Source organism: Streptomyces sp. NBC_00376, from assembly GCF_036077095.1.
Taxonomy (GTDB): Bacteria; Actinomycetota; Actinomycetes; order Streptomycetales; family Streptomycetaceae; genus Streptomyces.
Genome location: NZ_CP107960.1, coordinates 303803 through 328851, shown reverse-complemented (window position 1 = coordinate 328851; position 25049 = coordinate 303803). Strand labels below are relative to the sequence as shown.

21 protein-coding genes and 5 pseudogenes are annotated in these 25049 nt (G+C 68.9%); 12 read left to right on the top strand and 14 right to left on the bottom strand.

Annotated elements, in window-relative coordinates; translation table 11 throughout:
* Positions 1 to 60 precede the first annotated feature (60 nt).
* Positions 61 to 1326 carry an IS701 family transposase gene (locus tag OG842_RS01710; protein WP_443063957.1) on the top strand — a complete coding sequence of 422 codons (1266 nt, stop codon included), beginning with the start codon at positions 61 to 63 and terminating at the stop codon, positions 1324 to 1326.
* 197 nt (positions 1327 to 1523) lie between these two features.
* Positions 1524 to 2162 (top strand): annotated as a pseudogene (locus OG842_RS01705) (helix-turn-helix domain-containing protein); the annotation flags it as partial.
* Between the two features lie 24 nt (positions 2163 to 2186).
* Here the strand turns inward: OG842_RS01705 and OG842_RS01700 are convergent.
* Positions 2187 to 3140, bottom strand: coding sequence for a sigma-70 family RNA polymerase sigma factor (locus tag OG842_RS01700; protein ID WP_266726777.1), 954 nt, complete (start codon positions 3138 to 3140; stop codon positions 2187 to 2189).
* Positions 3141 to 3227: 87 nt separating this feature from the next.
* On the opposite strand from OG842_RS01700, the gene OG842_RS01695 reads away from it, so the two are divergent.
* Positions 3228 to 3686: a carboxymuconolactone decarboxylase family protein gene (locus OG842_RS01695; RefSeq protein WP_266726775.1), complete on the top strand. Its 459-nt coding sequence runs from the start codon at positions 3228 to 3230 to the stop codon at positions 3684 to 3686.
* Positions 3687 to 3930: 244 nt separating this feature from the next.
* On the opposite strand, the gene OG842_RS01690 is transcribed toward OG842_RS01695, so the two are convergent.
* Entirely contained in the window at positions 3931 to 4464 is a 534-nt protein-coding gene (locus tag OG842_RS01690) for a TetR/AcrR family transcriptional regulator (protein ID WP_266726773.1), read from the bottom strand.
* Positions 4465 to 4585: 121 nt separating this feature from the next.
* On the opposite strand from OG842_RS01690, the gene OG842_RS45110 reads away from it, so the two are divergent.
* Positions 4586 to 5344 (top strand): SRPBCC family protein, encoded by a 759-nt coding sequence (locus OG842_RS45110; RefSeq protein WP_443063956.1) that lies wholly within the window; start codon positions 4586 to 4588, stop codon positions 5342 to 5344.
* A 438-nt stretch (positions 5345 to 5782) separates the two neighbouring features.
* Here the strand turns inward: OG842_RS45110 and OG842_RS01680 are convergent, their stop codons facing one another.
* The 3 genes from OG842_RS01680 to OG842_RS01670 form a co-directional block, all read right to left on the bottom strand.
* Positions 5783 to 6007, bottom strand: coding sequence for a hypothetical protein (locus OG842_RS01680; RefSeq protein ID WP_443064050.1), 225 nt, complete (start codon positions 6005 to 6007; stop codon positions 5783 to 5785).
* Between the two features lie 12 nt (positions 6008 to 6019).
* Positions 6020 to 6505: a maleylpyruvate isomerase family mycothiol-dependent enzyme gene (locus OG842_RS01675; RefSeq protein WP_328512071.1), complete on the bottom strand. Its 486-nt coding sequence runs from the start codon at positions 6503 to 6505 to the stop codon at positions 6020 to 6022.
* 639 nt (positions 6506 to 7144) lie between these two features.
* Positions 7145 to 8056 (bottom strand): poly(ethylene terephthalate) hydrolase family protein, encoded by a 912-nt coding sequence (locus OG842_RS01670; protein ID WP_266726765.1) that lies wholly within the window; start codon positions 8054 to 8056, stop codon positions 7145 to 7147.
* A 338-nt stretch (positions 8057 to 8394) separates the two neighbouring features.
* On the opposite strand from OG842_RS01670, the gene OG842_RS01665 reads away from it, so the two are divergent.
* From OG842_RS01665 to OG842_RS01650, 4 genes and pseudogenes are all read left to right on the top strand, one after another.
* Positions 8395 to 8982 carry a histidine phosphatase family protein gene (locus OG842_RS01665; protein ID WP_266726763.1) on the top strand — a complete coding sequence of 196 codons (588 nt, stop codon included), beginning with the start codon at positions 8395 to 8397 and terminating at the stop codon, positions 8980 to 8982.
* A gap of 378 nt (positions 8983 to 9360) precedes the next feature.
* A complete protein-coding gene (locus OG842_RS01660) occupies positions 9361 to 9570 on the top strand; it encodes a DUF6924 domain-containing protein (protein ID WP_266726761.1) in 210 nt (69 codons plus the stop codon).
* Complete coding sequence (locus OG842_RS01655) at positions 9543 to 9710, top strand: DUF6924 domain-containing protein (protein WP_266726759.1); 168 nt, start codon at positions 9543 to 9545, stop codon at positions 9708 to 9710. The genes OG842_RS01660 and OG842_RS01655 overlap by 28 nt, the downstream gene beginning before the upstream one ends.
* Positions 9711 to 9715: 5 nt before the next feature.
* Positions 9716 to 9844 (top strand): annotated as a pseudogene (locus OG842_RS01650) (response regulator transcription factor); the annotation flags it as partial.
* Positions 9845 to 11574: 1730 nt separating this feature from the next.
* Here OG842_RS01650 and OG842_RS01645 read toward each other — a convergent pair.
* The gene (locus OG842_RS01645; protein WP_266726758.1) at positions 11575 to 11766 is read right to left on the bottom strand and encodes a hypothetical protein; all 192 of its coding nucleotides are present in this window, start codon (positions 11764 to 11766) and stop codon (positions 11575 to 11577) included.
* A gap of 225 nt (positions 11767 to 11991) precedes the next feature.
* Here OG842_RS01645 and OG842_RS01640 point away from each other — a divergent pair.
* The 3 genes and pseudogenes from OG842_RS01640 (at position 11992) to OG842_RS01630 (ending at position 14485) form a co-directional block, all read left to right on the top strand.
* Positions 11992 to 12968, top strand: a pseudogene (locus tag OG842_RS01640) (IS256 family transposase).
* A gap of 71 nt (positions 12969 to 13039) precedes the next feature.
* Positions 13040 to 14020, top strand: coding sequence for a threonine ammonia-lyase (locus tag OG842_RS01635; RefSeq protein WP_266733374.1), 981 nt, complete (start codon positions 13040 to 13042; stop codon positions 14018 to 14020).
* 114 nt (positions 14021 to 14134) lie between these two features.
* Positions 14135 to 14485, top strand: coding sequence for a hypothetical protein (locus tag OG842_RS01630; protein WP_328512070.1), 351 nt, complete (start codon positions 14135 to 14137; stop codon positions 14483 to 14485).
* A gap of 420 nt (positions 14486 to 14905) precedes the next feature.
* On the opposite strand, the gene OG842_RS01625 is transcribed toward OG842_RS01630, so the two are convergent.
* The 6 genes and pseudogenes from OG842_RS01625 to OG842_RS01595 all read right to left on the bottom strand — a co-directional run.
* Positions 14906 to 15646, bottom strand: coding sequence for a class I SAM-dependent DNA methyltransferase (locus OG842_RS01625; protein WP_266726754.1), 741 nt, complete (start codon positions 15644 to 15646; stop codon positions 14906 to 14908).
* Positions 15647 to 16586: 940 nt separating this feature from the next.
* A pseudogene (locus OG842_RS45105) lies at positions 16587 to 16993 on the bottom strand (IS630 family transposase); the annotation flags it as partial.
* A gap of 87 nt (positions 16994 to 17080) precedes the next feature.
* A complete protein-coding gene (locus OG842_RS01610) occupies positions 17081 to 18175 on the bottom strand; it encodes a hypothetical protein (RefSeq protein WP_266726750.1) in 1095 nt (364 codons plus the stop codon).
* A 261-nt stretch (positions 18176 to 18436) separates the two neighbouring features.
* On the bottom strand, positions 18437 to 19000 hold the full coding sequence (locus OG842_RS01605) for a hypothetical protein (protein WP_266726748.1): 564 nt from the start codon (positions 18998 to 19000) through the stop codon (positions 18437 to 18439).
* An 867-nt stretch (positions 19001 to 19867) separates the two neighbouring features.
* Positions 19868 to 20890 (bottom strand): hypothetical protein, encoded by a 1023-nt coding sequence (locus OG842_RS01600; RefSeq protein WP_266726746.1) that lies wholly within the window; start codon positions 20888 to 20890, stop codon positions 19868 to 19870.
* A 260-nt stretch (positions 20891 to 21150) separates the two neighbouring features.
* Positions 21151 to 21297, bottom strand: a pseudogene (locus tag OG842_RS01595) (IS5/IS1182 family transposase); the annotation flags it as partial.
* A gap of 19 nt (positions 21298 to 21316) precedes the next feature.
* Between OG842_RS01595 and OG842_RS01590 the strand changes: the two are divergent.
* Positions 21317 to 21637: a hypothetical protein gene (locus tag OG842_RS01590; RefSeq protein ID WP_266733848.1), complete on the top strand. Its 321-nt coding sequence runs from the start codon at positions 21317 to 21319 to the stop codon at positions 21635 to 21637.
* A 711-nt stretch (positions 21638 to 22348) separates the two neighbouring features.
* Here the strand turns inward: OG842_RS01590 and OG842_RS01580 are convergent.
* Together OG842_RS01580 and OG842_RS01575 are read right to left on the bottom strand one after the other, a co-directional pair.
* Positions 22349 to 24106, bottom strand: a complete 1758-nt coding sequence (locus OG842_RS01580; protein ID WP_266726744.1) for an immunity 49 family protein — start codon at positions 24104 to 24106, stop codon at positions 22349 to 22351.
* 562 nt (positions 24107 to 24668) lie between these two features.
* The gene (locus OG842_RS01575) at positions 24669 to 24872 is read right to left on the bottom strand and encodes a hypothetical protein (RefSeq protein ID WP_266726742.1); all 204 of its coding nucleotides are present in this window, start codon (positions 24870 to 24872) and stop codon (positions 24669 to 24671) included.
* Between the last annotated feature and the right edge of the window lie 177 nt (positions 24873 to 25049).

The following is a 25049-nucleotide window of genomic DNA, read 5'->3' as shown; positions in this document are numbered from 1 at the left end:
CTTGGTCATGTGCGGTCTGCGATGGCGTGTCTTCTTGATGGGTCGTGTCGTTGACAGGACGTGCTGAGTGGGGAGTTGGCTGCGGTCCGGTGTGATCTGGAGGACTTCGCGGCGGAGATGTTCGAGCCGTTCGCGCGAGCGGATCAGCGTCGGTGGGGTGGGGTCTATCTGCGGGGCCTGCTGCTGGACGGCGGGCGCAAGTCGGTGGAACCGATGGCCGCCCGCCTGGGCGAAGACGGGAACCGGCAGGCGCTGGCCCACTTCATCACCTCCAGCCCGTGGGATGCGGCGCATGTGCGGGCCCGTCTGGCCTGGCGTATGCAGCCGGTCGTCAAGCCCACCGCGTTGATCATCGATGACACCGGGTTCCTCAAGGACGGGGATGCGTCGGCGTGTGTGACCCGGCAGTACACCGGCACTGCGGGCAAGGTCACCAACTGCCAGGCCGGGGTGTCGCTGCACCTGGCTTCCAACGGCGCCTCGGCGGCGGTGAACTGGCGTCTGTTCCTGCCCGGGAGCTGGGATCCCGCCTCGCCGAAGGCCGATCAGGCCAAAGTGGCCCGCCGTGGCAAGTGCGCCATCCCTGCCCAGGTGGGCCATGTCGAGAAGTGGCAGCTGGCCCTCGACATGATCGACGAGACGCGGTCCTGGGGCATCGAGGTGCCCCAGGTCATCGCCGACGGCGGCTATGGTGACACCGCCGCCTTCCGGCTCGGCCTGGAAGAACGCGGTCTCGATTACGTGGTGGGCATCTCGACCCCGACCACCGCACAGCCCGAGGACGCACAGCCGTCTGCCCCGGCCTGCACAGGCCGGGGCAGACGGCCGGTTCCTGCCTACCCCGAGCCGGCCCGGAGGGTGAAGAGCCTGGTCATCGCGGCCGGAAAGTCTTCCGCGCGGCCGGTGCAGTGGAGGGAGGGATCACGGCCGGGCAGTGGCCGCAGCGGGCACAAACGCATGTACTCGCGCTTCGTGGCCCTGCGGATCCGGCCCGCCGGACGCGAGATCCGCAAGGCCACGGCCGCCACCGAGCTTCCGGTCCGCTGGTTGCTGGCCGAATGGCCCGCCGACCAGGACGAGCCCGTGCAGTTCTGGCTCTCCAACCTGCCCGCAACCACCCCGTTGCCCGTCCTCGTGCGCACCGCGAAGCTCCGCTGGCGCATCGAGAACGACTACCGCGAGATGAAACAGGCCCTGGGCCTGGCCCACTTCGAAGGCCGAACCTGGCCAGGCTGGCACCACCACGTCACCCTCGTCTCGGTCGCCCACGCCTTCTGCACCCTGCAGCGACTGAGCCGATCCCCAAAAGAGACGGCGTCGGCCTGAGCCTCTACCGAGTCGTCCACGAGCTGCAGATACTCCTCGCGATCTGGACCGGCGCCTGCCCCACCTGTCACCGCAACATGCCAGACCCCGCACCAACATGACCAAGCACTACTAGTGCTCTGACCGGGAAGGTTCACCGGGTTGGGGATGGCGGCGGTTGGATATGGGGTGACGTCCGTCCGATCGCTGGGGGTGTGGTGGCAGAGCCTGTTCGTGTGCGCAGTTTGACCGATCAGGAAGGGCAGAAGCTGCAGCAGATCGTGCGCCGGGGCAGCACCAGTTCGGTGCGTTACCGGCGCGCGATGATGCTGCTGGCCTCGGCCGGCGGTAACCGGGTGCCGGTGATCGCACAGTTGGTGCAGGCCGACGAGGACACCGTCCGGGACGTGATCCACCGATTCAATGAGATCGGCCTGGCCTGCCTGGACCCTCGGTGGGCGGGAGGCCGTCCCCGCCTGCTCGGTTCTGACGACGAAGACTTCGTCGTCCAGACGGCCACCACCCGCCCGCCCAAGCTCGGCCAGCCCTTCACCCGCTGGTCCATCCGTAAACTCGCCGCCTACCTGCGGAAAGTCCACGGCCGCGTCACCCGCATCGGCCGCGAGGCGTTACGTTGCCTGCTCGCCCGCCGCGGCATCACCTTCCAGCGCACCAAGACGTGGAAGGAGTCCCCGGACCCCGAGCGGGACGCCAAGCTCGACCGCATCGAACACGTCCTGGACCGCTTCCCCGACCGGGTCTTCGCATTCGACGAGTTCGGCCCGCTCGGCATCCGACCCACCGCTGGCTCGTCCTGGGCCCCTGCCGGTCACCCCGAACGGCACCCTGCCCAGCACCCTCCGCCCATGAGGTGGCCACGTTCACCCTCCCTGCGGGGTCTGGCCCGGCATGGGCCACATTGAGGACGAGCGGCGGTCTCCGGCAGGGAGCCACACCGGGTCCGGCAGATTCATGAGGGCGAGTCGGGCCGGATCGATCACAGCGGTGATCTCGGTGATGCGGCCGTCGGCGACGATGAAGGCGAGGAGGGAGACCGGGGTGCCCTCTTCGCTCCAGGTGATGACACCGGGGCGGCCGTTGACGGTCGCCGCATGTCCTCGGGCTGTGCCGCCTGCCACTCGCGCGCGGGTGGCGACTTCGGTGGCTCCGAGCGTGACGAACCGTCCATCCGGGGTGTGAATGGTGAACTTCACTTCGGGGTGGAGAACCTGTAGCAGTTGCTCGAACTGACCGTGGCGGGCCGCAGCCAGGAAGGCTTGAACCACCTCGCGTTGCTGTCGTCCGGTGCCTGCCAGCTGCTGGAAGTCTCGTACTTTCCTGATTTTCCTGCGGGCGCGGCTGGTGAGCATTTTGGTCGCGTCGGTGGACTTGCCGAGAATTGTGCCTATCTCTCCGTGGGGCACGGCGAACACGTCGTGCAGCACGAACGCCAGCCGTTCGTCCGGGCGCAGCGAGTCCAGGACCGTGAGGAGCGCGAGGCCGACGGAGTCCCCGAGCGCCACGAGGTCTTCCGGAGCAGGAGCGTCGTCGAGGGTCACGGTGAATTCGGGCAGCTGGTCGTCGAGGGCGACTTCAGGGCGGGTCCGGCCCGATCGCAGGACATCGAGGCTGATGCGGCCGACCACGGTGGTCAGCCGGCCGCCGAGGTTCTCGATGGTGCCGGTGTCCTGGCGGGAGAGACGCAGCCATGCCTCCTGGACCACGTGCTCCGCGTCGGCGTGTGATCCGAGCACGCGGTAGGCGACGCCTCGAAGCCGGTCGCGGTGGGACTCGAAGGCCTCGGAGACCGGATCCGTGGGATGGGCGTCGGGCATGTTGTTACCTTCCTCGAAACTGCTCCGTCATAGGTGTGACGGGCACAAGCCCCGGAACGTAACCCCGATCAAGGCGAGCACTCCCAGATGGAGAACCGGCTCAAGAACAAGAACACGAACAACCGCGACGTGTGGGCCGCGGTCGGGCATCTGCAGAAGGCGATCGCGGCCGGAGGCGTCGACCCGAAGCTGCTCGCGCTGGTCCACCTGCGCGTCAGTCAGATCAACAGCTGCTCGGCGTGCGTGTACGCGAGTGTCGCCGGGGCGAAGAAGGCCGGCGAGACCGACGAGCGGCTGCACAATGTGGTGGCGTGGCGGGAGGCGCCGTTCTACACCGATGCGGAGCGCGCGGCGCTGGAGCTGGCGGAGGCCGCCACCCAGCTGCAGGACGGTGCGGAAGGAGTCACCGACGAGATCTGGGCAAAGGCCGACGCCCATTTCACCGAGCAGGAGATCGGAGCGATCAACCTGGAGATCGCGCTGACCAACTTCTTCAACCGGATCAACCGCACCATCAAGGAACCGGCCGGCCAGACCTGGGGCTGACTCCGACGCGGTTCGTATCCGCTGACCGCACACTGTGAGGAAGCGTTGATCGCGTCGGGGCCGGCTGCGCTCCCCCCGCACGGGCGGCACACTTCGCGCAGCGTGATGCCGGCCCCATGGGTGATCAGATGATGCTTGCTGCCCGCCACGCCCCGGTCCATGGGGATTCAGCCTGTCCCGGAGCCTCTTCCGACACCCGGATGTGGCGGCCGCCACGGGGCCAGCTTCGTAATCGGCGGCTCCGTCACTTCGAGTCGTAGTACAGCCGGAGAAACTCCTCCATGGCCGCGTCGACACCGACGCGGTCACCGGTGGCGAGCAGGTCGAGCAGCAGGCCGCGGACGGTGGCGAGTCCCAGCCTGGCGCGGTTCCGGGCCACGGCAGGGTCCACACCTGCGGCGACCTCGGCGGCCATGAGTGGCTCGAGCCAGTTGTTCACGAGCCCTTCGAGGATCGGGGCGGCTTCGGGACGGCCCCGCAGCGCGTGCCCGTAGATCTCGAAGAAGAGCCGCTCCTGACCTGCCAGTCGAGGGTCCGTCAGCTGCTTCCAGAGGAGCCTCGCAGCATCGGAGGGCGAGAGACCGGGTTCCAGGCGGAACCGGGACAGCAGATCAAGCTGGCGCTGCTCCGAAGTCCGGACGATCTCGACGAGCAGCTGTTCCTTGGAACCGAAATAGTGGATCAGCATGCGGTGGCTGACACCGATCGCGGCACCCAGACCGCGCAGGCTCAGGTCCGCGAAGCCGTGTGCTGAGACGTAGTCGACGGCTGCGTTCATCAGTTGAGAGCGCCGGTCCCCGTCCTTATCGGGCGCTGCCTTGTCCTCAGGATGCGAACCGTCCGTATTCACCACGTTGCGAGTGTACCAATTGGTACATGGCCTATGTACCGTGTGGTACATGAAGCCTGTCACCGTGTCGATCGACGTACCGCAGACGCCCGAGCAGGCTTACGGTTTCCTCGATGTCATGACTCACCACGAGCGATTCACCAACCACTACCTGACCGACTGGCACTACAGCGGCCCCGGTCGCGGCATCGGATCGTGCGCCACGGTCACAGCCGCGCTGGGCGGCACGAAGACCGACGTCACCATCGAGGTCGTCGAGGCCGACCCGCCTCGGCGCATCGTCGAACGGAACGTCAGTGCGGCCGGCCGGCGCCTGGCCCGTGGCACCTACACCATCGAACGGCTGCGAACAGGCGGAAGCCGCGTGTCGTTCAAGTACACCTGGGCACGCGCCCGCTCGCCGACTGCCTGCTGGCGCCCGTCGTCCGGGCCACCATGCGGCGCGCCAACCGTACGGTCATGCGGCGCCTGGCCGCCGAGTTGGATCGCCACGTGTCCACTGCCGGATCCTGAGCCGGTTCTTGTCGGCTCGTCTGTCCTATGCAGGACCCGAGAGCCAGGGCGTCCCTGCCCGCACCCGGGACCGGACTACCCGAGCCGGTTCCTGTTCATGACCGGATCCACTTTTTTTGGTTCTTGGCGCAGCAAGCCGGGTGGCATGCCGGTCGCTCCCGACACCGGCCCGTGGGCGACTTCCAAGGCGTTGATTGTCTGCCCGAAACACTACGAGCCGCTCGGCCAGCTGCTTGCGGTTCGGTACACGATTGAGGTCGGGCCATGCCGGGCCGGCGGTTCGGCTGGTGGGTGATCAACAGGCGGCCTGCCGGGCAAGTGAGAGTTCGAATACCCTTGGCCGGCTCTGCCTCCAGTTGCGCGAACTGCTCTCCGCCCAGCGTCGGTAGCGACGCCAGACCTGACGATCGCGGAGAAACGGGTCGTGGTATCTGTCGGGCCGAACTACTTGAAATTGTGTCAACTTCGACGCAGGTAAGGGGTCTTGTTGCGTGCAGCTTTTACGTCTCGGGGCACCGGCTGTGTTTCTCCTGAGCAGAGCGTTCTTCCGGGTCGGTGTCATGAAGACTTCCGGCTTGTTTTGGTGGCGCGTCTTGGCGAGGTGAACAATATCGATCTGGTCGAGGCTGGTCTTTGTGATGCGTTCGGTGCCGGTGGGGACGGCGGCGATTGCGGCTTGGCGGATCAGCCGGCTCGGGCTCTCGATCCGGCCCGCGGCGCAGAGGCGGGGGCATCAGATCCAGTACGGGGCCGCGGGCACCTTCTCGGCCCCGGCGATACTCAGGTCCGCGCCCGTGGAGCGGCCGGTGAGCCAGGCGAGCAGGGCGGCCTGCGTCCCGGCGATCAGTGGGGTGGTGCTGCTGTCGGCCGGGTCGCCGAGGTCGTGTGCCAGGTCGCTGTCCAGCGCCTCGATGCGCAGTGCGGGCACATTGTCGCGGCGGGCGAATTCGGCGGCGATGTCGTCGATGATTCAGCGGGCGGCGGCGGGGGGTATGTCGGCGAAGCCATAACCGGCCGCCAAGTCGGCGTGGTGTACTTCGAGTTCCCGCAGCCGGGCGGGCACCAGCGTGTGCGGGGTGCGCAGTTCGCCAGTGCGCATGCGCACCTCCGCCTGCCAAGCGTCCTCGGGCAGCGCACGCACCGCCTCGGCGAACCGATCGGCGCCTGCCGCGACGTCGGCGACCAGTTCCGCCGTCGGGCGTGCCGCACCTGCGTCGATCTCGGCGGCCCGTGACTCCATGCTCGAATACTGCGGTGTCTCCACTACCGAGCGGGCCCATGCCAGCAGCCGGCACAGGCTGTCGCCGGCCCGCGCGACATGTGTGATCGTGTGACCACGGGTCCATGGTGGAACTAGGGAGGGCTGCCGGATCTGCGCGTCGGAAAGCGTTCTGACGGTGGCGATGAACCGTTCCGTGGACTCGTGGAAAGGGTCAAGTACCGCGTTCAGTCGCATGTCACACCCTTTACAGGTTTCTGCTATCCAGAAATTAATATCCACATGATGAGAGGTGGGGATCGACAGTATGGGGTGCTTGATGGGTCGTCAAACCTGTCCCGATGGCTGACCGATGACAGGTATTGCGTTCCTGCTTTATCTTCCAGTCGTTGCCGGTGACCGTCCTACGGCGTTTGGTTGGTGATCCGCAGGAGCAAGCCAGGGCGAACATCCCAGGTACTGGTGGCGTAGTCGCTGGTCAGTTCCTCGTCCTGTGAGATGTCGCGACGGGCGAGAAGGGTGTAGGGACCTTCCCATCACAGGTTCGGGTCACAGCCGTGATTGTCCTGGTTCTGGTCCTGGTTGCCCATGGCTCCGTCGTCCTTCGGAGTTGTGGTCGGGCCAGGGGATACGGAAGCACGGCGCGGGGAACAGTTGGGGCGCGAAGCCGGGACGCGGGTGGCTCATCGGGCAGGGTATGCAGTTGCCGGGGCGGGGCGTGGTGCTGTCGGATGCGGCGTGCGGCATGTGGAATCCAGGTGGGCGTGGTCGCGGGCGGCTGGTCAGCCGAGTCGGGCGAGGTTCGGCCCGGCTCGGCTGGGCGCAGGCATTCCGGGCACCGGAGACACCGCGCTGAACCCGGGCCTGCCCTGTCCCTCAGGCCGTCGGACCGGAGAGCTGCAGTGCCGCGGCGTTCCGTTTCCAGCCGGACCACAAGGTGGCATCCGCGCAGTAGCCGCAGTCCGGGCCGAAGAACATCCGGCCGGCCGCTTCGTCGCCCATCAGCCAGTAGCGGAACCAGGCGGTGGCCGGGGCACGGAAGTCCCCGCCGTCGCCGATCGAGTCGAGATGGCCGGCGCCCCGGACCTCACCGTAGACGGCAGGGACGTGGTCGGAATCCTGGTACATCGCCTTCACCAACGCCGGCCACACGATGTGGTCCTGCTGCCCGGCCAGATAGAAGACGGGCTCGTCCATCAGGTCCGGATCGGTCAGGGGACCCGGCTGTATGGGCACAGCGGTGATCACCCGTGGATCGATCGCCGCATTGACGGCGGCCGCGCCACCCTGCGAGTGACCGGCGGAGCCGATGTGCGCCAGATCCACCTTGTGGTAGTAGGGACTTGAGCTGTCTGCGTTGCGTTGCTCCAGCACGTCGATGCCAAGGCGCATGCTGATTGCGTAGTTGGAGGTCGGCGTATTGGCGGCAGCCACGATGAAGCCCTGGCTCGCCCAGTGCCGCAGCAGCGAGCTGTACACGCCGGGCACCGCGCCTGTGCCGTTGCCCCAGATGATCACCGGATGGGATTCTCCGGACTGCCCCAGATTCTGCGGCCGGTAGAAGGTGTGCACGATCCCGACTTCCACACTCACGGCGTACGGCCCCGGTGCACCCCAGTCAGTGCCGACGGACGGGGTACCCACCGCGGCCGCTGAAACCGTCGACGGCGACCGAGCCGCGTCACTCGCCCCGACGGCGCCTGCGGACACCCCGGGCGCCGCACCTACCATCAACACGGCGGCGGCCAGAAGGCCGCCAATCGTAAGCCGTCTTCTCTTGCCCGACATGGCAACTCCTCCACGGATACGGCACGTTGCGCGTCCTCGCGTCGTGACCAGAGCCATGATGGGATCTCGTGTTGCTCCTGTCTGTCCGCAGACGCCCAGTCGTCACGCCGGATTCCTGGGCGTCTGCACAACGCCGCCGCACGTGGTTCAGGGGTGGGCGTTGCTCTGACCGGCCGGCCCGGCGGCCGTGGCCACAGCGCCCGGGGCACTCGTGCTTGTGCTCGCGACTACTCGGAAGTCGTCCCATCCGGTGGGTCGGCTGTAGCGGATGAGGGTGCAGCCGATGGCGGCGAGGAAGCGTTCGGCAGTTTGCGCGTGATCGGATACGGTGCGCAGTCATGGGTGAACTGATATTGATCAGGCATGGCCAGACCGCATGGAGCCTGTCGGGCCAACACGCCGGCCGCACCGACATCCCGCTGACTGACGCGGGCGAGGCCGCGGCCAGGTCGCTTGCTCCGAGGCTTGCCCGACGCCATCTGGTCGCCGTGTTCAGTAGCCCGCTGAGCCGCGCCATGCGGACGGCCGAGCTGGCCGGCCTGACAGGCGTCCAGCCCGATCCCGACCTGATGGAGTGGGACTACGGAGGGTATGAGGGACTGACCGTGGTGCAGATCCAGCAGACGGCGCCAGGTTGGGACCTGTGGCGGGACGGCGTGATTCCCGGCGACGCAGCCCATCCTGGCGAGGAGCTCCGGCAGGTGGCCGCGCGCACGGATGCGGTGCTTGACCGGATCCGGCCACTGCTGGACGACGGCGACGTCGCCGTCGTCGCCCACGGTCATCTGGCGCGCGTGCTCACCGTGCGCTGGCTCGGCCTAGACGCGTCCGCCAGCCGGTTGCTCGGCCACCCGCATCCGGGCACGCTCAGCTTCCTGGCCACCGAGGGCGAGCAGCCCTTCATCGCCGCCTGGAACGTTCCGTAGCGGCAGCCTGCCGCTTCACGCCTGGTGCGAGAGGCGCCGGAAAGCAAATGAGCGCCGCAGCGATACCGGCGAAGGCCAGGAAGTGTTCCGCCTTGCGCTCGTAGCGGCGGTGGCGGCGGCTCCCACCGGCTTCGCCTCGCCGTCGACCGTGATCCCCTCGCTGTTCATGCGATGCCGGGGTGGCAAGGCCCCCGGCCTGTCGCGGGCGTGGTGGCGGAGGCCAGCGGCACTGCTGGTGTGTTCGCTCAGGCGGAGGGCATTCATGGCCGGGTTGCGCAGTCAACTCCCGGGTGGAACGCCGGTCCCCACGGGACGTGACGGACGGCCCATGAGACAGTCACGGCACAGCTCACTGATAGTCACCGAGAAGAGAGATTCATGGGAACGTTGCCCGTTGTGTCACGCCGCGACGAGTTCGATGCCTTGGTCGTCAGGACCGACTACGACGACGACCGGGCGTGGCGGGATCTGGCGGCGGCGCTGATGGAGCCCTGGGGAGACAGGCAGTACGAGGCGCAGATCCACTTCATCAACGATCCGGTCTGGGCGGGGAGGACTGCGTGGACGAAGAGGACTACGAGCAACTGACCGAGTTCGGGCGCGAGTTCCGCACCATTCCCGCAGGGGTTCACGAGGTCTACGCGAATCTGAGCATCGGCAACCTGGGCTTCGAGGAGTTCGCGGCATCGGCCCACGACGATCCCGAAGGGATCTACCGGCCCTGCTGAATGGAGCAACAGCCGTCGATGTCGCGCACTACGGCCTGGCCGCCGCAGCCAGGCTCGACGTGAACGCGTACGACGTCGTGGTCATCGACCGCGACCTGCGCGGGATCCACGGCGACAGGCCCTGCCAGCGCATCCGGTCTCAGGCCCGCCGCAGACCGGCCGATGGGCGGTGCGCCCGTCATCACGACCACCCCCGGCGTCGCCTCTCGCATCGCCGACGTTCCGGCCTCCTGACGCGGCAGGACGGGCCGGTGCCGGGCCACCAGCAGCCCGACGCGCCGGCCCGTGCCCGGTGGCGTACCGCCTACGGCGCCGATCCTCCCGGCTGTCAGCCCCGACGTCGGTCCCGGGGGAGGGTGAACGCGGCGAAGCCCGTGATCAGGACGGTCATCCCGGCGGCGGAGGTGATGGCGATGGCCGTGGTGCGGCCGGAGTGAGCCTCGGGGGGGTGGCATGCGGAGGGCTGCCGGATCCTGGGGGACGGGTCGGCCGAGGGATCGGGGGTCGGGGCGGTGCCGGCCGCTGTCGGGTCCACCGTGCCCGCGCCGACCAGCGCCTTGTTGGCCGGGATGTGATACGGCGTAGCGGTGAGGTGGTCGGATAGCTGAGTGGGCGTCGGATCCGGGTGTGCGGCGACGGCGAGCGAGGCGGCGCGAGGCGGCGGCCAGCTCGGCGCCGTTGCTGGTGAAGCTGCCCGTACCCCCCGGGGCCGACACTCATCACGGCATCGCCGGGCGCGGCCGGATCGGGCGCGGTGCGGGGTGCGAGCTTCCGATCCGGGGCACCGCCCGGTCCGAGTGCGGCGACGGCCAGGACGCCCGGCAACGCGGCCGGATAGGCGGCCGGGGCGGGGGCGTCCTCGGATCCCGTGACCGTGCCGCCCGACGCGTACGCCGGGGCGATCACCACCGTGCCGTGGCGTCTCTCGTCACGGACCGCCGCGACGAGCGCCGGGCTGCTCCGGGCCAGAGCGATCGGGACATCGATGACGCGCGCACGCCGGGCAACGGCCGCGTCGATCCCGGCGGCGCGGTCGGCGACGGTGACGCCCGCGCCCCGGGGTGTGTCCCATGCGCGGCACGGAGTGATGTACTGCTGCGGCCACGGGACGTCGACACGATGTTGCCGGGAAGGGTTGACGCAGCCACCGGCCCGGGGCGGGGCAGTGGGGATCCGGGGCAGGCCGATGTCGGCTGCGGCGGGCGAGGCGGCGAGGAGCGGTCCGGCCGCGGTCAGGATGGCGGCCAGCAGCACGGGAGGGTACGAACTGCCCCACGGGGCGGCCGGGTCATCGGGACGTGCCTCCCTCCGTGGCCGCGGCCCCGGCCCTGCCGGGCGCGGCGCTACCGGGGCGCGGGGCACGGGCCGGTGCAGCGCCCGGCGTCGCGGTGCGCGTGCGGACCGCCGTACCGGGTGCGGGGGCCGTATCGGGGACCGGGTGCGGTGCGGTGCGCTCCCGCCACGGGGCCGGGCCGGTCGACGCGTCCGTCCTCGGGAGGCGCGGGTCACGGAGTGGGGCCGAGGAACGTCCCGGCACACGGTGCTCCTCGGCGGAAGCGACCGGGCCCGAGGAGGCGGTGGTGCCCAAGGGGGCGGGAGGCGGCAGTGGGCTGCGCGGTGGCCCTCGGCCGGGCGGTGTCCCCGGGGTTCCCGGACGCAGCTGGGCTCTCGGGTGTGGGGGGATTGGCGGTGGTACGGCGTTGGGACATCGAGGTCAGCGGCGGCACCGGCTCCGCCGGCCGCCGCGGGACCTCCTGCGTGCTCTCGTCCAGCACCGCGCGCGGGCACGCGGGGTTGAAGGCCTTGAAGCAGGTGGCACACCGGCCGCTCCACGGATGCCTGCCGGTCAGCTCGTGTTCCTCCGTCATTCCGTCACATCCTCGGGAAGCAGCAGCCGCAGCTGGTACGTGCCGGCGCCCGGGACGGACCCGAGCCGCCCGGCCTGGCTGGTCATCATCTGTTCGAGCACGGTGCGGGCGTAGCGCCCGTTACCGAAGCTCGGGCCGCGGTCGACCCCGGCGAAGTGGCGGCGCAGCGCCTCCAGCGAGGCGGGCACGCACTCGTAACCGTCCCGGGCGCTCTGGCGGCGCTCGATGTCGACCAGCTCGTCGGCGCCGTACGAGGTGAAGGTGACGGGTGCGTCCGAAGCGGGAGGCCAGACCCACCTCGACTACAGGAAGAGCGCTTCGGAACTGCCGCCAGTCGCTCGCCGACCTGGAAGCCCGTACGGCCGCGGCCAAGTCCTGGAGGCGGGTGCTGCCTTGATCCGGAGGCGCCGACGGTGGCGGTCCGCGAGGGTGCCCGGCGGATGTTCGCTGCCGCGCTGGAGGCCGAAGTCAGCCAGAAAATAGCCGAGTTAGCCGCCGAGACGGATGGCGCTGGGCGGGCGCCGGTTCTGTCGAAGCCACGGCCCCGCGCGTGAACGACAAGAGGGTGGATGCGGCCACCGGCGAGCGGATGCCGTTCTCCTCGAAGATCCTGCCGCCGTGGTGCCGCAAGTCACCCAAGGCCAGTGAGGTGTTGCCGCTGCTCTACCTGCACGGGCTGGCCTCTCCTGCGTCCTGGTGCTGATGGGCGTGCAGTTGCACGGCGCCAAGGAACTGATCGCGCTGGCCGAGGGGCTGCGTGAGTCGGCCGAGTCGTGGGCCGACCTGCTGCGCGACTGCCGCCGACGGGGCATGCGCGACCCCGAGCTGTTCGTCGGCGACGGCGCGATGGGCTGTGGAGCGCTGGCCGAGGTGTTCCCGGGCGACCGGCACCAGCGGTGCGGGGCGCACAAGGCCCGGAATTTCACGAGTGCCCCGCCGAAGTCCGCACAGCCGGGCGCGACGAAGGCGATGCAGGAGATTTGCAACGCCGAGGACCGCGCGCACGCCGAGAAGGCGATCCAGGCGTTCGCGAAGACCTACGGCGTCAAGTTCCCCAAGGCCGTCGCGGAGATCGTCGACGACTGGGAAGAACTGCTGGCGTTCTACGACTTCCAGGCCGGGCACTGGATTCGCCTGCGGACCACGAATCCGATCGAGTCGTCCTTCTCCGCGGTCAAGCTCCACACCAAGGTCACTTGCGGCGCGGGCAGTCCGGCTGCGGCACTTGCGATGGTGTTCAAACCCGTCGAGTTCGCCCCAGGCCCGTTGGTGCGAGGTCACCGCACCCCACGCCGTCGCCCTCGCCCTCGCCCTCGTCCGAGCCAGCGTCGGCGTCGGCTTCGAGAACGGTCGCCTCGTCGAACGCCCCGAGGAACCCGCCGCAGCGTGACGCACCTCAATCACCTGCAAATCCTGACAGTTGCTCATGGAACAGCGCCGGTGACGCTACGCTGCTGTGTCGTGCATGAGACGCGCCTCGACACTGCTCGGATCCGGGCGGCTCGCCGGGTAATCGATCCGATATTTCGCGACACTCCGCTGTACCGCTGCGAGGCGCTGGAGCCCGGCCTCGGATGCACGGTGAGCATCAAGCTCGAAACGGCGAACCCGGTCCGCAGCTTCAAGGCCCGCGGCACCGAGGTAGTCGCGAGCCTGCTCGCCGACAACGGCTCGCCGGCCGTGGTGTGCGCCAGCGCGGGCAACCTTGGCCAGGCCCTTGCCTGGTCCGGTCGCGGCCGGGGGCTCGATGTCACCGTCGTGGCATCCCGCTTTGCAACTGTGGCCAAGCTTGATCGCATCCGCGCGTTGGACGCCAGGCTGGAGCTGGTGGACGGCGATCACGAGACGGCGCGCGAGCGGGCGGCCGCCATCGCACGGTACGACGGCATCCGGCTGCTCGAAGACAGCCTGGACATCGAGACCTGCGAAGGCGCGGCGACCATCGGCCTGGAACTGGTGGACACCGCACCGTCGTTCGACACCGTTCTGATTGCTCTCGGCGGCGGGGCGCTGGCCACCGGCGTGGGCCATGTGGTGAAGGCATTGGCATCCGAAGTCGAGGTGATCTGCGTCCAGCCGCTGGGCGCACCGGCGATGACACACTCGTGGCACCAAGGGCGTGTCGTCACCACCGACTCGACCAACACCATCGCCGACGGCGTAGCCGGCCGGCGCCCCATCCCGGCCGTCCTGGACGACCTCCTCCTGGTCGCTGACGACGCCGTCCTGGTCCAGGAGGCATCGATCACCGCCGGTATGCGGGCGCTCCTCGACCACGCCGGCCTCGTCGTCGAACCGTCGGCCGCGCTCGGCATCGCGGCGATCCTCGAAGACCGTGAACGCTTCGTCGGCCGACACGTAGTCACCATCGTGTGTGGCAGCAACGTCGACGTGGACTCCTACCACCGCTGGGTCGGTGTGGATCCCATCCGCAGGTCTTGACAATTACTCGGTCCGACGAGGTCCGGGGTGGAGGAGACTCCGGGCGATCCGTCGAGCCTTGAAAGGTCGGCGGTTGATCGCGAGGGGCGAACATATATGAAACCACTGTCGGAAATGACCGAACGCGAGTACTTCGCCTGCGTCGGCCAACGTCCCGGCATGTTCGTCGGAAAGACCTCTTTCCACCTGTTGACCGCGTTCCTGACCGGCTATGACCAGCACGCCCTCAGGCATGGTGGATATGGGCTCACCGGCTGGCACGACTGGCTCGTCGCCCGTCGCGGACATACCTGCAGCCACGCCTGGCCCGGCCAGGTCCTCCACGTCGCCTTCCCGAACGGCTGGAACGACATCTGGGACCTTCCGCCTGAGGACGAGCGGCACGCGATCAAGGTCCTGTTCGAACTCCTCGACGAGTTCGCGGCTGAGCGCGAAGCAGTCCAGGGCGCACAGCTCTTGGATTGACCGGGACGACAGGCCGCACGACGTCTCAGTCGAGATGAGTACCAGGCACGAAGGCCCTTGCCGCCCCGAGCGTTCACGCCCGGGGCGACTCGTCATTTGGGGCGCCGTGCTGATCGCGAGGCCGTTCCCTGCAAGGGCTCCGACTGCACGCCGGACCGGACCAGCGCTGTCGGTTCGTCGTTGAGAACTCGGGAGACGATCCGCCTCGGGCGGTCGGGCCCGACCGCCCGGCGGCCAAACACCTGATCCTCACCGGCACCCCGGTCGCCGGGTGCACCGAGGCATTGGCCCGGGAGGCAACGGGCTCGGCATCAACGCCCTGCGCTGATCTCCTGGTGCACTGACCTGCTGGCGACGCCTGAACTTTCGACCGGAGGTTCAAGGCAGGCACGGCGCACGCCGACGGCCCGGTGGCCGACCTCAGGCTGGCTTGCGCCACACGGAGATGTGCTTCGCGGAGTCCTGGGTGAACGGCGCCCCGTCCCAGTCCGCGACGCGACGTTCCAGCTCCAACCCGGCGATCCGTGCCATCAGATCGAGCTCAGCCGGCCAGGCGTACCGGTGCCGGGAGTTGTCACGGCGGTAGCGGCCGTCGTCGCCTTCGCGGGTGAAGTGGTGCGAGACGAGAATCTGCTCGACCAGGTCGAAGGTATCGAAGCCGAGATGATGCTCGGAGACGTCGAACGGCACCGCGACCTGGCCAGGCGGCAGGAACCGCAGCGGCGGTACACCCAGCTCGATGACGAATCGGCCGCCGGGCTTCAGATGGCGTGCGGCGTTGCGGAAGCACTCGACCTGCTCGTCCTGAGTCAGCAGGTTCGTGATGGTGTTGTAGACGAGATAGACCAGGGTGAACTCGCCGGGGACGACGGTGGAAGTCATGTCCCCGACAGTTACCGGGAGCGTGTCCTCGTCGATCTTGCGCCGCAGCACCGCTGCCATGTGCTCAGACAGTTCGATGCCCACTACCGGCACACCACGTTCCCGGAGTGGGACGCCCACCCGTCCGGTTCCGATGGCGAACTCCAGGGCCCGGCCGTCTCCGGCGAGCTCAGCGAGGAAGGCGAGAGTCGGTCCTAGAACGGCGGCCGAGGACATCTCGATCTCTTCAGTGTCGTAGCGGTCGGCGGTCGCACGGGTCCACAGCTCACTGCTTGTCACGGACGGCCACTTTGCCGGGTGCCGAGGGCCGCTGTCGAGCGGATTTACCTTCCACCGGAGTCGGTCACAGGTTCAGGGCGGGTCGGTACAGACCTCCCAGGAACCGTCCGGACCGGAGGGGCAAGGTCACGGCAGCGGTGCGGTCGTTCTCCTCGGTGCAGCGTGCATGTCCCACAGCCTGTCATAGACTCCCCATGGCTTCGCCCTGTGCCAACCCACACCCCTGGAAGGTCCGTTAGGACTTCTGAGCGCCCTCACGATCTGTCCGAGGCCAATGCTACGAGGGGCCGGGCACACGGCAGGACGCCGCTACGGCTGCACGTGTTGGTTCTGGAGTGACCGCAAGACCTCCATCCCGGCGATCGCACCCCTCGGGGACGTCCCTGCCCGGTCCGTGGCGAGGCGACGGTACGCCCTCCGTCGAAGCGCAGCAGTCGTACGTCATGAACACGAGCCGTCGACCAGGTCCGCGAGGACGCGATGGTCGCGCTGCCGGGTCGGGCGGTGGTTGCGGTCTGGATGTTCTGGTCCAACGGGTGGGTTGGCCCGGTGGAACGTACGAAGTGACCGCAGGGCCGGCCTATGAGCACCGTCATGTCAGGGCACCCGTGCCCGACCGTACGAGCAGCGGAGGCTCGCCGCCCGGTTCGCTGCTGCATACGTGCGACCCAGGCCGCGGGCCCAGCGGGTGAGGCCGCGGTTGTGGGATCCTCCGGTCGACGATGTCGGTGGCGGACCCGGGGCGGGCGGACCCCCCGCTCTTCTTTCGAAGGAGCCCGCTGAGAGCTGGGTCGGGCACGGGACGCCGTGCACCCTTTCGGGCGTCGGCTTTCCCATTCCGCCCGCCTAACCGGACGTGTTCGTTGGCAGAGCATCCGCTCTCTGCGGTCTTCGTCCAGGCGCAGGGCCTGGGGTCGGTGTTTCATGCGGCGATCCCGTTACGGATGTCCTTCTTCAGGGCTTGCACGGATCGGTGGACGCCTCGCCGTATTTGCTTGCTCGTCAGCTCGACAAGCCAGCGTTCAACCAGGTTGAGCCAGGACGATCCGAGGTGGACCCCGAGACCGGCCGGGACTTCCTTGTCGAGCTTGATGAGGAACTTCTTGTACTCCTCGGTGCGGTGGCGGAGGTGCAGGGAACCGATCACATTGTCGGTGGTGACCTCCAGAGCGGCGAACAGGGGGTCTGCGACTTTTCGTCGACGCAGAACACCAAAGCTCTCTCAGACGGGTCCGGGCAGAGTCCGACGACGTCGTGGAGCTTGTCGATGAAGTGCGGATCTTTCGACAGTTTGAACGTCTCCGAGCGGTGCGGCTGCGGGCCGAACGCACGCCAGATCAGCGACACCGCCTACTGCACCGCAGGGACCACGCGTGCGGTGTCGAACGGCGCCGCACCCACCCCTCGAGAGCGGCCCGCTCCTGACTCAGAAGACTAGGAGCGGGTGGCGGTCGCGCAGCTGTTACCCGCGGTCGTTGTCCCGTTGCCCGTGTCGATGGGCTTGCTGCGGTCGTACGGATCGACCTGGCGGGCCTTGCCGGCGGGCTGCTCGTCGGCCGTTCCGAAAGGTGGCACGAAGTAGCCGGTCGGGGCGGAGCAGCCGCCGTTGGTCATGTCGAGCGCGTAGGAGACAAGGGACATCGTGCCTGGTTCGGTGATGACTTTGGCCGGGTCGTCCCAACTCATCACCACCTGGCGCCGCACGATCGTACGGACGACGACCTCGGCGTCTCGTTCGTCGTCGCCCGCCGGGGTGACCGGGTACACGAAGGTGACGTCCGCCGTCACCTCGACCGACCCCTGTTTCCCTTCCCGGTACGTGAGACGGCCGCGTGTCTTGACCACGTCACCGACCAGTCGGGACTGCTCCGGCTGGAAACGGCTGAACAACAGCAGCGGGTCGGATTTGTCGGTGGGCGCTGACGACGACAGGGCGGTACGGAGATACTCCTGGACGTCCTTCTGGTGCGGGTTCAGCAGAGCGATCGCCTTCGTGGGCCGCTCGCCGCGCAGCACACGGGAGTCGAGCCCCGCGGCCACCAGGAAGTCCCTGCTCTGCCGCAGTGCCCGCTCGACCTGGGCGGCGTCCATCCAGCCGGTCGCCTTGGCCGGTGGCACCGTGATCCCTGGCGCTCCGTCGGCCCAGCGGGCGGCAGGCGAACCCCGGAAGGGTTCGGCGAGGGTAGGGCGCAGATCCCGCTCGGCGCCGGGAGCCTCCCGCGGGCTTTCCGACTCGGCGGCCAGCGGCGCCCCGTCCTGCCCGCCGTCGTCGCCACCGAACCAGCCGACCACCTGTTGCGGGAAGAGCGCCACGACAAGGAGTGCCAGGATCGACACCAGCCCAGTCACGTGCCAGCCTGTCCTGCGCCGGGGCTGGGCCGGCGAGTACGTACGCCAGCCTTCCGGCTGCCCGGAACGGTCCCGCAGCCGCCGCTCCACCTCACGGGCGCGCGCCGAAGGCTCCACAGGTGCCCCGGCCGCACCCGTCACCGATTCACGGAGGAACCGCTCCCACTCCTCTTCGGACACGGACGACCCGTCCTGCCCCCCAGCCCCGCTCACACCGCACTCCCGTTCTCGTTCGATTGCTCGATGGCTCGGCCGTCTGATCAGTTGACTGTGTACCGGCCTATCGAGAGCCGCCCGTATGATCGCATGAGCAAGCCGTCGGCCTGCTGGGGTGGTTGGTGAAGGTGAACAGGGAGTCGATCCGGAGGCCGACGGCAGCGGTTCTTCTCGCGGGTTCATCAGTCAGAACAAGCGCGGTGGCAGCTCCAGCGCCTACGGTGGTCACCAGCCGCTGATCTCCACGTGTATCGCCCAGAGCTCGTGTATCGCGGCCGGAAGATCGCAGTCCTCGGAATCGGCGATGGCGTCCTCCCAGTGAAAATACATCTGGTCCGACCGGGTCCAGGCCAGGAGGTCGACGATTCGCGTGAACGCCGATGGGGCGAACGACGGCACCAGTTCCTGGTCGTCGCCTTCGAGATCGGCCGTGGTACGCAGCTTCCGCCCCGCCAGCAGCCGCAGCCAGGCCGTAGCCGCGTGGGCCGACTGGGACACGATGTGCCGATCCGGTTCCTGGTCCTCGGAGTAGCACAAGCCCACCTCGGTCAACCGCTCATGAACCGCGTCGACGTCGACCGGCTGTCCCGCGGCAGCCTTGCGCAGCTCACACACCGCGTCCGGGGTCGACAGGACGGGGCAGTCGCTCAATTCCTCGCCCTCTCGCTCGATGCGGTCAAGCGAGGGTTCCATCAGGTCGTACAGGCAGGCCAACCGTGCCCGAGAGGTCAGCCTTTCGGTGAACTCGTCGATGATTCGCGGCAATTGGTCATACACCGTCTCCTTCATGCGTGCATGGGTACCACTCGGCGCTGACACTCGGCGCACGGCCTGGCCTGAGGTACTTCGACAACAACGGCTCCAGTCGTGGGGGAGCGGTCAGGCGCTCGGCCCCGGGCGTGGCCAACCCGAGGTGGTGACCGCCGCCTCGGGAACGATCAATCCCGGTGGGCCCGGCAGGGCGGCGGCATACCGTCGATGTGGGCGGGGCCGAGACAGCGGCCGACTGCACGAGTGGTTTTCCGAAGCGCGTCCACATCGACGGCGCTTCTCGGAGGTGAAGGGCCTGGTTGAGTTCGTCGATGGGCGGCCCGCAGACAGGACGCGCGACGAATGCGGGCCCGCCCTGACCAGCTTTGCACCGCATTGGGTGACACCGGCTGGGCAGTGTGTCGGACTTGCGTACACATCGGGCGCCTCCGTTCCGTCCAGCACCAGGCCGCCGAGCTCCTCGACGACCTCCGCACACCACATACACCCACCGCGGCATCACCCCGCAGGCCGCCGCCATATACCCTCGGCCACACACCAGACCGCACTCACCCCCACCGGCGAAACCCTGATCACCACCCGGGCGCCTCGTCCCGCCCCCGTTCCAAGGGCGCCCCCGGCGATGCCGTCGAACCGGACCGGGCCGTCGACGAGATCCACGCCGCCCTGGAAGGGGGGACGCTCCGCGTGTGGTCGAGCGACGACCTCGCCGACCTCGGCACCGCCCTGCGCATCCTCTGGAGTGCGTATCCGGTCCCCAGCGGCTACGGCCGCCGCCACGAACTCCTCCAGGTGACCACCGCCTGGCGCGGCGACATTGACCCGAAGACCAGCAGTCACCGTCCGCGCATCGCTCCTGGCAGAGCTCAGCGACGCGGAGACGACCTAGCGGCCGAGAGCCTGTCGCACGGTCAGGTTGTAGTACTTCCGCAGTCGGTACAGTTCCCAGCACGACAACACCGTCACCGACACCGGAGCGCCGAGCAGGAACACGACCCGGGCAAGGACGGGAACCTCGGCGTTCTCGTTGTTGATCACATCAAGGGCGGCCATCACCCACACCAGCAAGGTGGCGAGGATCGGCGGCAGGACCTCGTGGATGTCGGCGGTGCGGAACACGTGCATGAGACAGAGCACGATCCCGTACAGGGCGAAGCCCAGCGACCACGCGCAGAGGGTGATGAGGACGACCATGCCGGGGGTCCCGATGGCGTCACGGAAACCGGCGGTCTCCGGGTCGGGCGCGACGGCGAGGGGGAACGTCGCCATGGACCCCATCAGAGCCGCCACCGTCCCGAAGGACTTCAGGGACCGACGCAGGTAGACCCCGCGCAGCGCACCCTGAGCGGCGAACGCGAACAGGGCGATCACGAACGGGAAGGCGCACACGAGGACGAGTGTGCTGATCCAGCTCTGGTCGAACTTGTCGCCCGCGATGGTCTCGACGTCCTTGGCGGTGTCGACCGGCTTGTACGACATGACCAGCACGAGCCAGGCGGCGATGCCGAGCCCGGTCCGCCACATCTGGATCTTGCGCACCGTCAGGTCCTCGACGGCATCCGGGCGCGATGGGCGGAAGGTCCGCTGGGCGGCGTAGAACGGGTTGTAGACGCACTTGAGGATCCGCTGCCTGCGCGTCAGCAGCGGCCGGGGCGGGCGCGGGAACGGCGGCTGCGGGCCTCCGCCGTGCGGCTGTGGCGGGTACGGGCCCCAGTTCTGCGGCGGCCCCGGGTACCCCGGCGGCGGCGGCACGGGTGCGGGCTGTGGCGGGTAGGGCCCCACGCCGGGACCGCCGGGGTACGGGGGGTGTCCGTAGGGCTGATGGCCGGGACCTGGGCCCGGCTGTCCACCGGAGCCGGGACCGGGTCCGCCCGGCGGACCCCAGTAACCATTGCCGTTCGTACTCATGCCGTGCACCCCCGATGTTCAGTCTGTGCCCTGCGCGCCGCGGCTCGAACCGCCCGCTCAGCGTGCGGCGTGATCCTACCCATCGTGGAGGCCGAGAAGTGCACGTTCCGGGACCGGGCCGGGCACCGGCGGGTGACGACCTGGGGTGCGACAGGGAGCGGCTGTGTTCCTTTGGCAGACCTTTTCTCCCGACCCTACCCGCCATGAACTGGGCAAAGCTCTTGGCGCTCCTCGCGGACGCGGCGTTCTTCGGCTCGGGAACCCTCATCCACGTCCAGGGGCGGGGCGAGAGGCGGCGAGTCATGGCAGTTCGCTCCGGCCAGGACCCGGCCCAGTGGGATTCCGTAACCGTCCGTCATGCCATTGTGTTTGACGCCCTGTTGGCTTCGGTCGACCGGTGAGCTGCCGATCTGGAAGCTCCGGGCGGTGATGCACAACGCAGGCCGCCGGCGCGGCATGAACGAGGACGCCGAGCGGATCCACGCGCTGTTCTGGCAAGCCGCCGTCCGTTGGCTTCCCGCGGTGAAGGAGGCCATGGGCATCCAGGCCAAGGCTCTGCTGGTCCGGCTGAATGCCGTCTGCAGGGCCGTCGACGAGCTCGCCAAGGAGATCGACCACCGTTCGGCGTTCTTGGCGGATGCCTTGACTTGCCGGCTGCATGAGTTGCTCCTTCCCCCACCCCGGCGGAGGCGTCGGTCTGCTCCGTGGCGGATCGGCCGCAGCAACCGTGCGGCGTCCAGCACGTAGGCGATCCGGTGCTGCGCCGTGTCGGCGTTCGTGGGCACGACCGGGATGGCGAGACGGTCGGCGGGTGTGGGTGCGGGTGCGAGCGCGAGGGTTTGCGCAGCAGGCGGACAGAGCCGGACCCGGTGCCGGCCAAGCGGCCTCAGCACACGACCTCCAGCCGCAGGCCTTCGCACGCGACATGTCGCCGCGGCGCCAGGAGCTTTTCGGTGAGGTTTGCACGGCCGGGGCTGCGAGAGTGCGCAGCGGCTCGGATGCGGGGCCGAGCAGCGCCGCCAGGCCTTCGCCCGCGTACTGGTCGCGCTGCTCCCACCAGACCGCCTCAGCAGTGCGGGTGGGGAACGCGGCGGCATGGGCGGCGGGGGTGAGCGGTGCGGCCGCCATGGCGTGCCGGGGCTCGCGGGCCCTGGGAAATATGGGCCACCCGCACGCCCACCCACCCAGTTCTCGCGCCCGGGCCGAGAGCGGGGACTTCACCGCTGCGACGGGCAGCCGTGGGTGGGCGGGTTCGCGGTGTCAGTCCGGCTGGGGACGGTCGAGGGTGTGCCGGCAGATCGTCCGGGCACTGACGTCGAGGGCTTGGGCGAATCCCACGACGGTGGTGTCGCGGGCCCGGCGAGGGGCCTCCTCGCGTGGGCGATTTCGGCTTGGGCTCCAGCGGGCCCCGCTGCGGAGTCGAAGGGCCGGCTGGAGCGCTCTGTTGTGGACGCGTCCCTAGAAAGGTTCTGCGGCCCGGAGGAGGCTCTGCGGAAGGTAGGGGGACTCGACGCGGATGTCCCAGCCGCGACGGCGAGCGTGGCAGGCCAGGGCGAGGATGTCGAGGTTGATGGAGGCGTCCGGATCGTCGGCGCGGTCGGCGACCTGGTAGTAGTCGCGGTGGGCTTCGAGCGCGTCGGCCAGGGCCAGGTTGAAGCTCTCCTCGTCGCCCTCCACGAGCTGCGACAGCAGCACGGTCGGCGGCATGGCGAAGCCCCAGTCCTTGGCCTTCTCGGCCTGTTGCAACGCCCGCTGCGAGGCCGCTTCGGGATCGGCACCCTTCAGGTAGGCATGGAGGGCTTCGCGGTACGCGCTGAAGGCGGAGCCGTCCGGTTGTGCGAAGGCGGGACCGGTGAGGACCAGCGGAGCGAGGTCCTCGCGTGCGCCGGTGATGAGGGCGAAAGCAGTGGCCTTCTCCCAGTTGCCGGCGCCGGCCTTCTCGCCGCGCTCGGCCCGGTAGCGCAGTGCGCGGCCGTCGACGGTCACCTCGGTCTCGGTGCCCGGCTCCGCGAGGGCGATGCGGAACAGCGCCGCACCCGCCCGGGAGGCCAGCTTGAGGTTCGCGAGCTGGGCGTCCGTCACATGGCCGGAGCCTTCCGCGCGCCACTTGAAAAGTCGCTCCTGGTCACCCATGACGCTGCTGAGCCGCCAGACGTCGAGGGGCTCTCCGTCGACCGCGGTGAACGCCTCCTGGACGTGCTTCTCGTACAGGGCCGCCACCTGCGGGGCTACTGTCCGCTCGCAGGCCGGCCGTTCCACCACCAGCGGGCCCGCGGCGAGCGCGGCGACCGCGTCCGACCGCCGGTTCCGGCCGAACCCCGCGACCCGCGGGCCTTGGGCCTCGAAGCCGGTGATCAGAGCGTGCGGGAGGTAATCGGTGCGGGCAGCCGGAACCCAGCCCAGTGTCCGGTAGGCGAGCGCGGCGAGGGCGATGGGGACAAGCGGTAGGAGAGAACTCGGGGAGGCCGAGGGACCGTGCTGGGTGGCGTGCCGGGCCAGGAGGTCGGCCAGCGCGGCATCGAAGGCCTCCCGGTCCTCGGCGGCCAGGGCGCGCAGCGTGCGCAGCGCCACGCTGTCCGTCCGGTCCATGAGGGGCGCACCGGTCTGCCCGGCGCGGGTACGGATGCGGTCCAGGGCCGCGTCGATGGCGGCGATCTTGGCCTGCGCGCTCGGCGGGTACTCCTCGTCGTCGCCGGTGTCGTCCAGAACCACGGCCGTCAATCCTGTGGCGAGCTCGCCGAGGGGCGTTCCCTGTGCCTGCCCGGCGAACTTCCTCCGGGCGAAGTAGAAGGCCTCGCCGTGCCATTTCGCTTTGTCCCTGAGGACCGACAGGCAGAGCGCGTCGATCCACTCCCCGGGCGTGACGCTCTCCTCGGGAGCATCCTCGCCCGGTTCGTAGCTCATGCCGAAGTTCACGTAGTCCAGGAAGACCTGGAAGCTGCAGTGCGGGTGGTATGCGGCGTAGGCGACGGCGCCGGCGGCGGCTTCGGAGGCGTCCTTGAGGGCGGCCTTGGCTTCCGGGGTGCCGAGGTCGGGTATCTCGACGGAGAGGGCACCCAGGTAGTCGAGGAACTCGTCGGCGATTGACTGCCATTCGTAGGTGGCCATCCGGCCGGCCCGCGACATCGACCGCACCTGACCCCCGATCCGGTTGGTGAAGTCCTCGCGCGCTGCCGACACGACGGCCCCGCCAACCTGGTGACGCTCTATCCGCACTGTCCTGCTCCTTGATCGATTCCTTGCGGACAGCCTAGGCACGGGATCTGACAGACAGCGGCTGCCGCGTACGGGGGCTCCAGCCGGTCGGCCCGCTCCGAGGGGCTTGTGGCGGGTGCGGCGGCGGTGATGCGGGCCGACCCCGATGACGTGAACAGCGGTGCGACCGAGCGACTGCCATGCCGCAACGTGGGCTCGAGAAGCCTGTGGTGACCGGGCACACTGAGCGTCCGCCGTCGCCGGCCTCGGCCCCGGACGAAGCTGGGGGCCTCAAGCCTCCGTGGCCGAGCGCGCCGAACACCGGCCGCCGTTCTCAAGGCGATCCACGCGTACGGCACTCGGCGGACAGAGTCGTCGCGGGTCGACCTGACGGGTCTGCGGCGCAACCGGTCGGCGGCGGATTTCGACCGCTTCGGGAGCCTGATGATGCGGCGGCGAGTCCCCTGAGGGGGCTCCGCCCAAGCGGTGGTCGGTGCTTCTGGTGCCGGAGTTCGGCTGGGCGGTTGATGTCCTGGGCGAATGGATCGAGGACGGCGATGTCTACGCCGTCGAAGGTACCGATCTAGTCGGTGCTGACGGGCTCCGCGTAGTCAAGGCAGTTGTCAAGTCGCCCCCTGTGGAGCGCGCCGCTGTCGAGCCGTTCAGACTCGATGTAGGTGACACCGTCTCTCGTGAACACCCCGGTCACCCGGAACTCGTGGTCGTGTTGCGGAGCGTCTGGATACCGGAAGGCCCAGACGGAGCCGATCCTGGGATACGCGGTCACGTTGCCCAGTCTGTCACTGCCAGGGCGGTACGCGAGGCCGGCGCTTCCGGCGGGGCACAGCCACTCGTGCGGCGATGAGAACGGTTGCCCCGAGATGTACCGCGAGCTTGTCGAACCTGGCTGCCACCCCTGGTTCCGCTACAACCTGGCCGATCTGGTCGAGGTCGGTCTTCGTGA

What these genes read in the sequence shown, in the direction of transcription:
- OG842_RS01695 (WP_266726775.1), top strand. Translation starts at nt 3,228, where the DNA reads ATGGAGAACCGGCTCAAGAACAAGAACACGAACAACCGCGACGTGTGG.
- OG842_RS01690 (WP_266726773.1), bottom strand. Translation starts at nt 4,464, where the DNA reads ATGAACGCAGCCGTCGACTACGTCTCAGCACACGGCTTCGCGGACCTG.
- OG842_RS01670 (WP_266726765.1), bottom strand. Translation starts at nt 8,056, where the DNA reads ATGTCGGGCAAGAGAAGACGGCTTACGATTGGCGGCCTTCTGGCCGCC.
- OG842_RS01605 (WP_266726748.1), bottom strand. Translation starts at nt 19,000, where the DNA reads ATGAAGGAGACGGTGTATGACCAATTGCCGCGAATCATCGACGAGTTC.
- OG842_RS01660 (WP_266726761.1), top strand. Translation starts at nt 9,361, where the DNA reads ATGGGAACGTTGCCCGTTGTGTCACGCCGCGACGAGTTCGATGCCTTG.
- OG842_RS01630 (WP_328512070.1), top strand. Translation starts at nt 14,135, where the DNA reads ATGACCGAACGCGAGTACTTCGCCTGCGTCGGCCAACGTCCCGGCATG.
- OG842_RS01675 (WP_328512071.1), bottom strand. Translation starts at nt 6,505, where the DNA reads ATGCGACTGAACGCGGTACTTGACCCTTTCCACGAGTCCACGGAACGG.
- OG842_RS01700 (WP_266726777.1), bottom strand. Translation starts at nt 3,140, where the DNA reads ATGCCCGACGCCCATCCCACGGATCCGGTCTCCGAGGCCTTCGAGTCC.
- OG842_RS01600 (WP_266726746.1), bottom strand. Translation starts at nt 20,890, where the DNA reads ATGAGTACGAACGGCAATGGTTACTGGGGTCCGCCGGGCGGACCCGGT.
- OG842_RS01665 (WP_266726763.1), top strand. Translation starts at nt 8,395, where the DNA reads ATGGGTGAACTGATATTGATCAGGCATGGCCAGACCGCATGGAGCCTG.
- OG842_RS45110 (WP_443063956.1), top strand. Translation starts at nt 4,586, where the DNA reads ATGAAGCCTGTCACCGTGTCGATCGACGTACCGCAGACGCCCGAGCAG.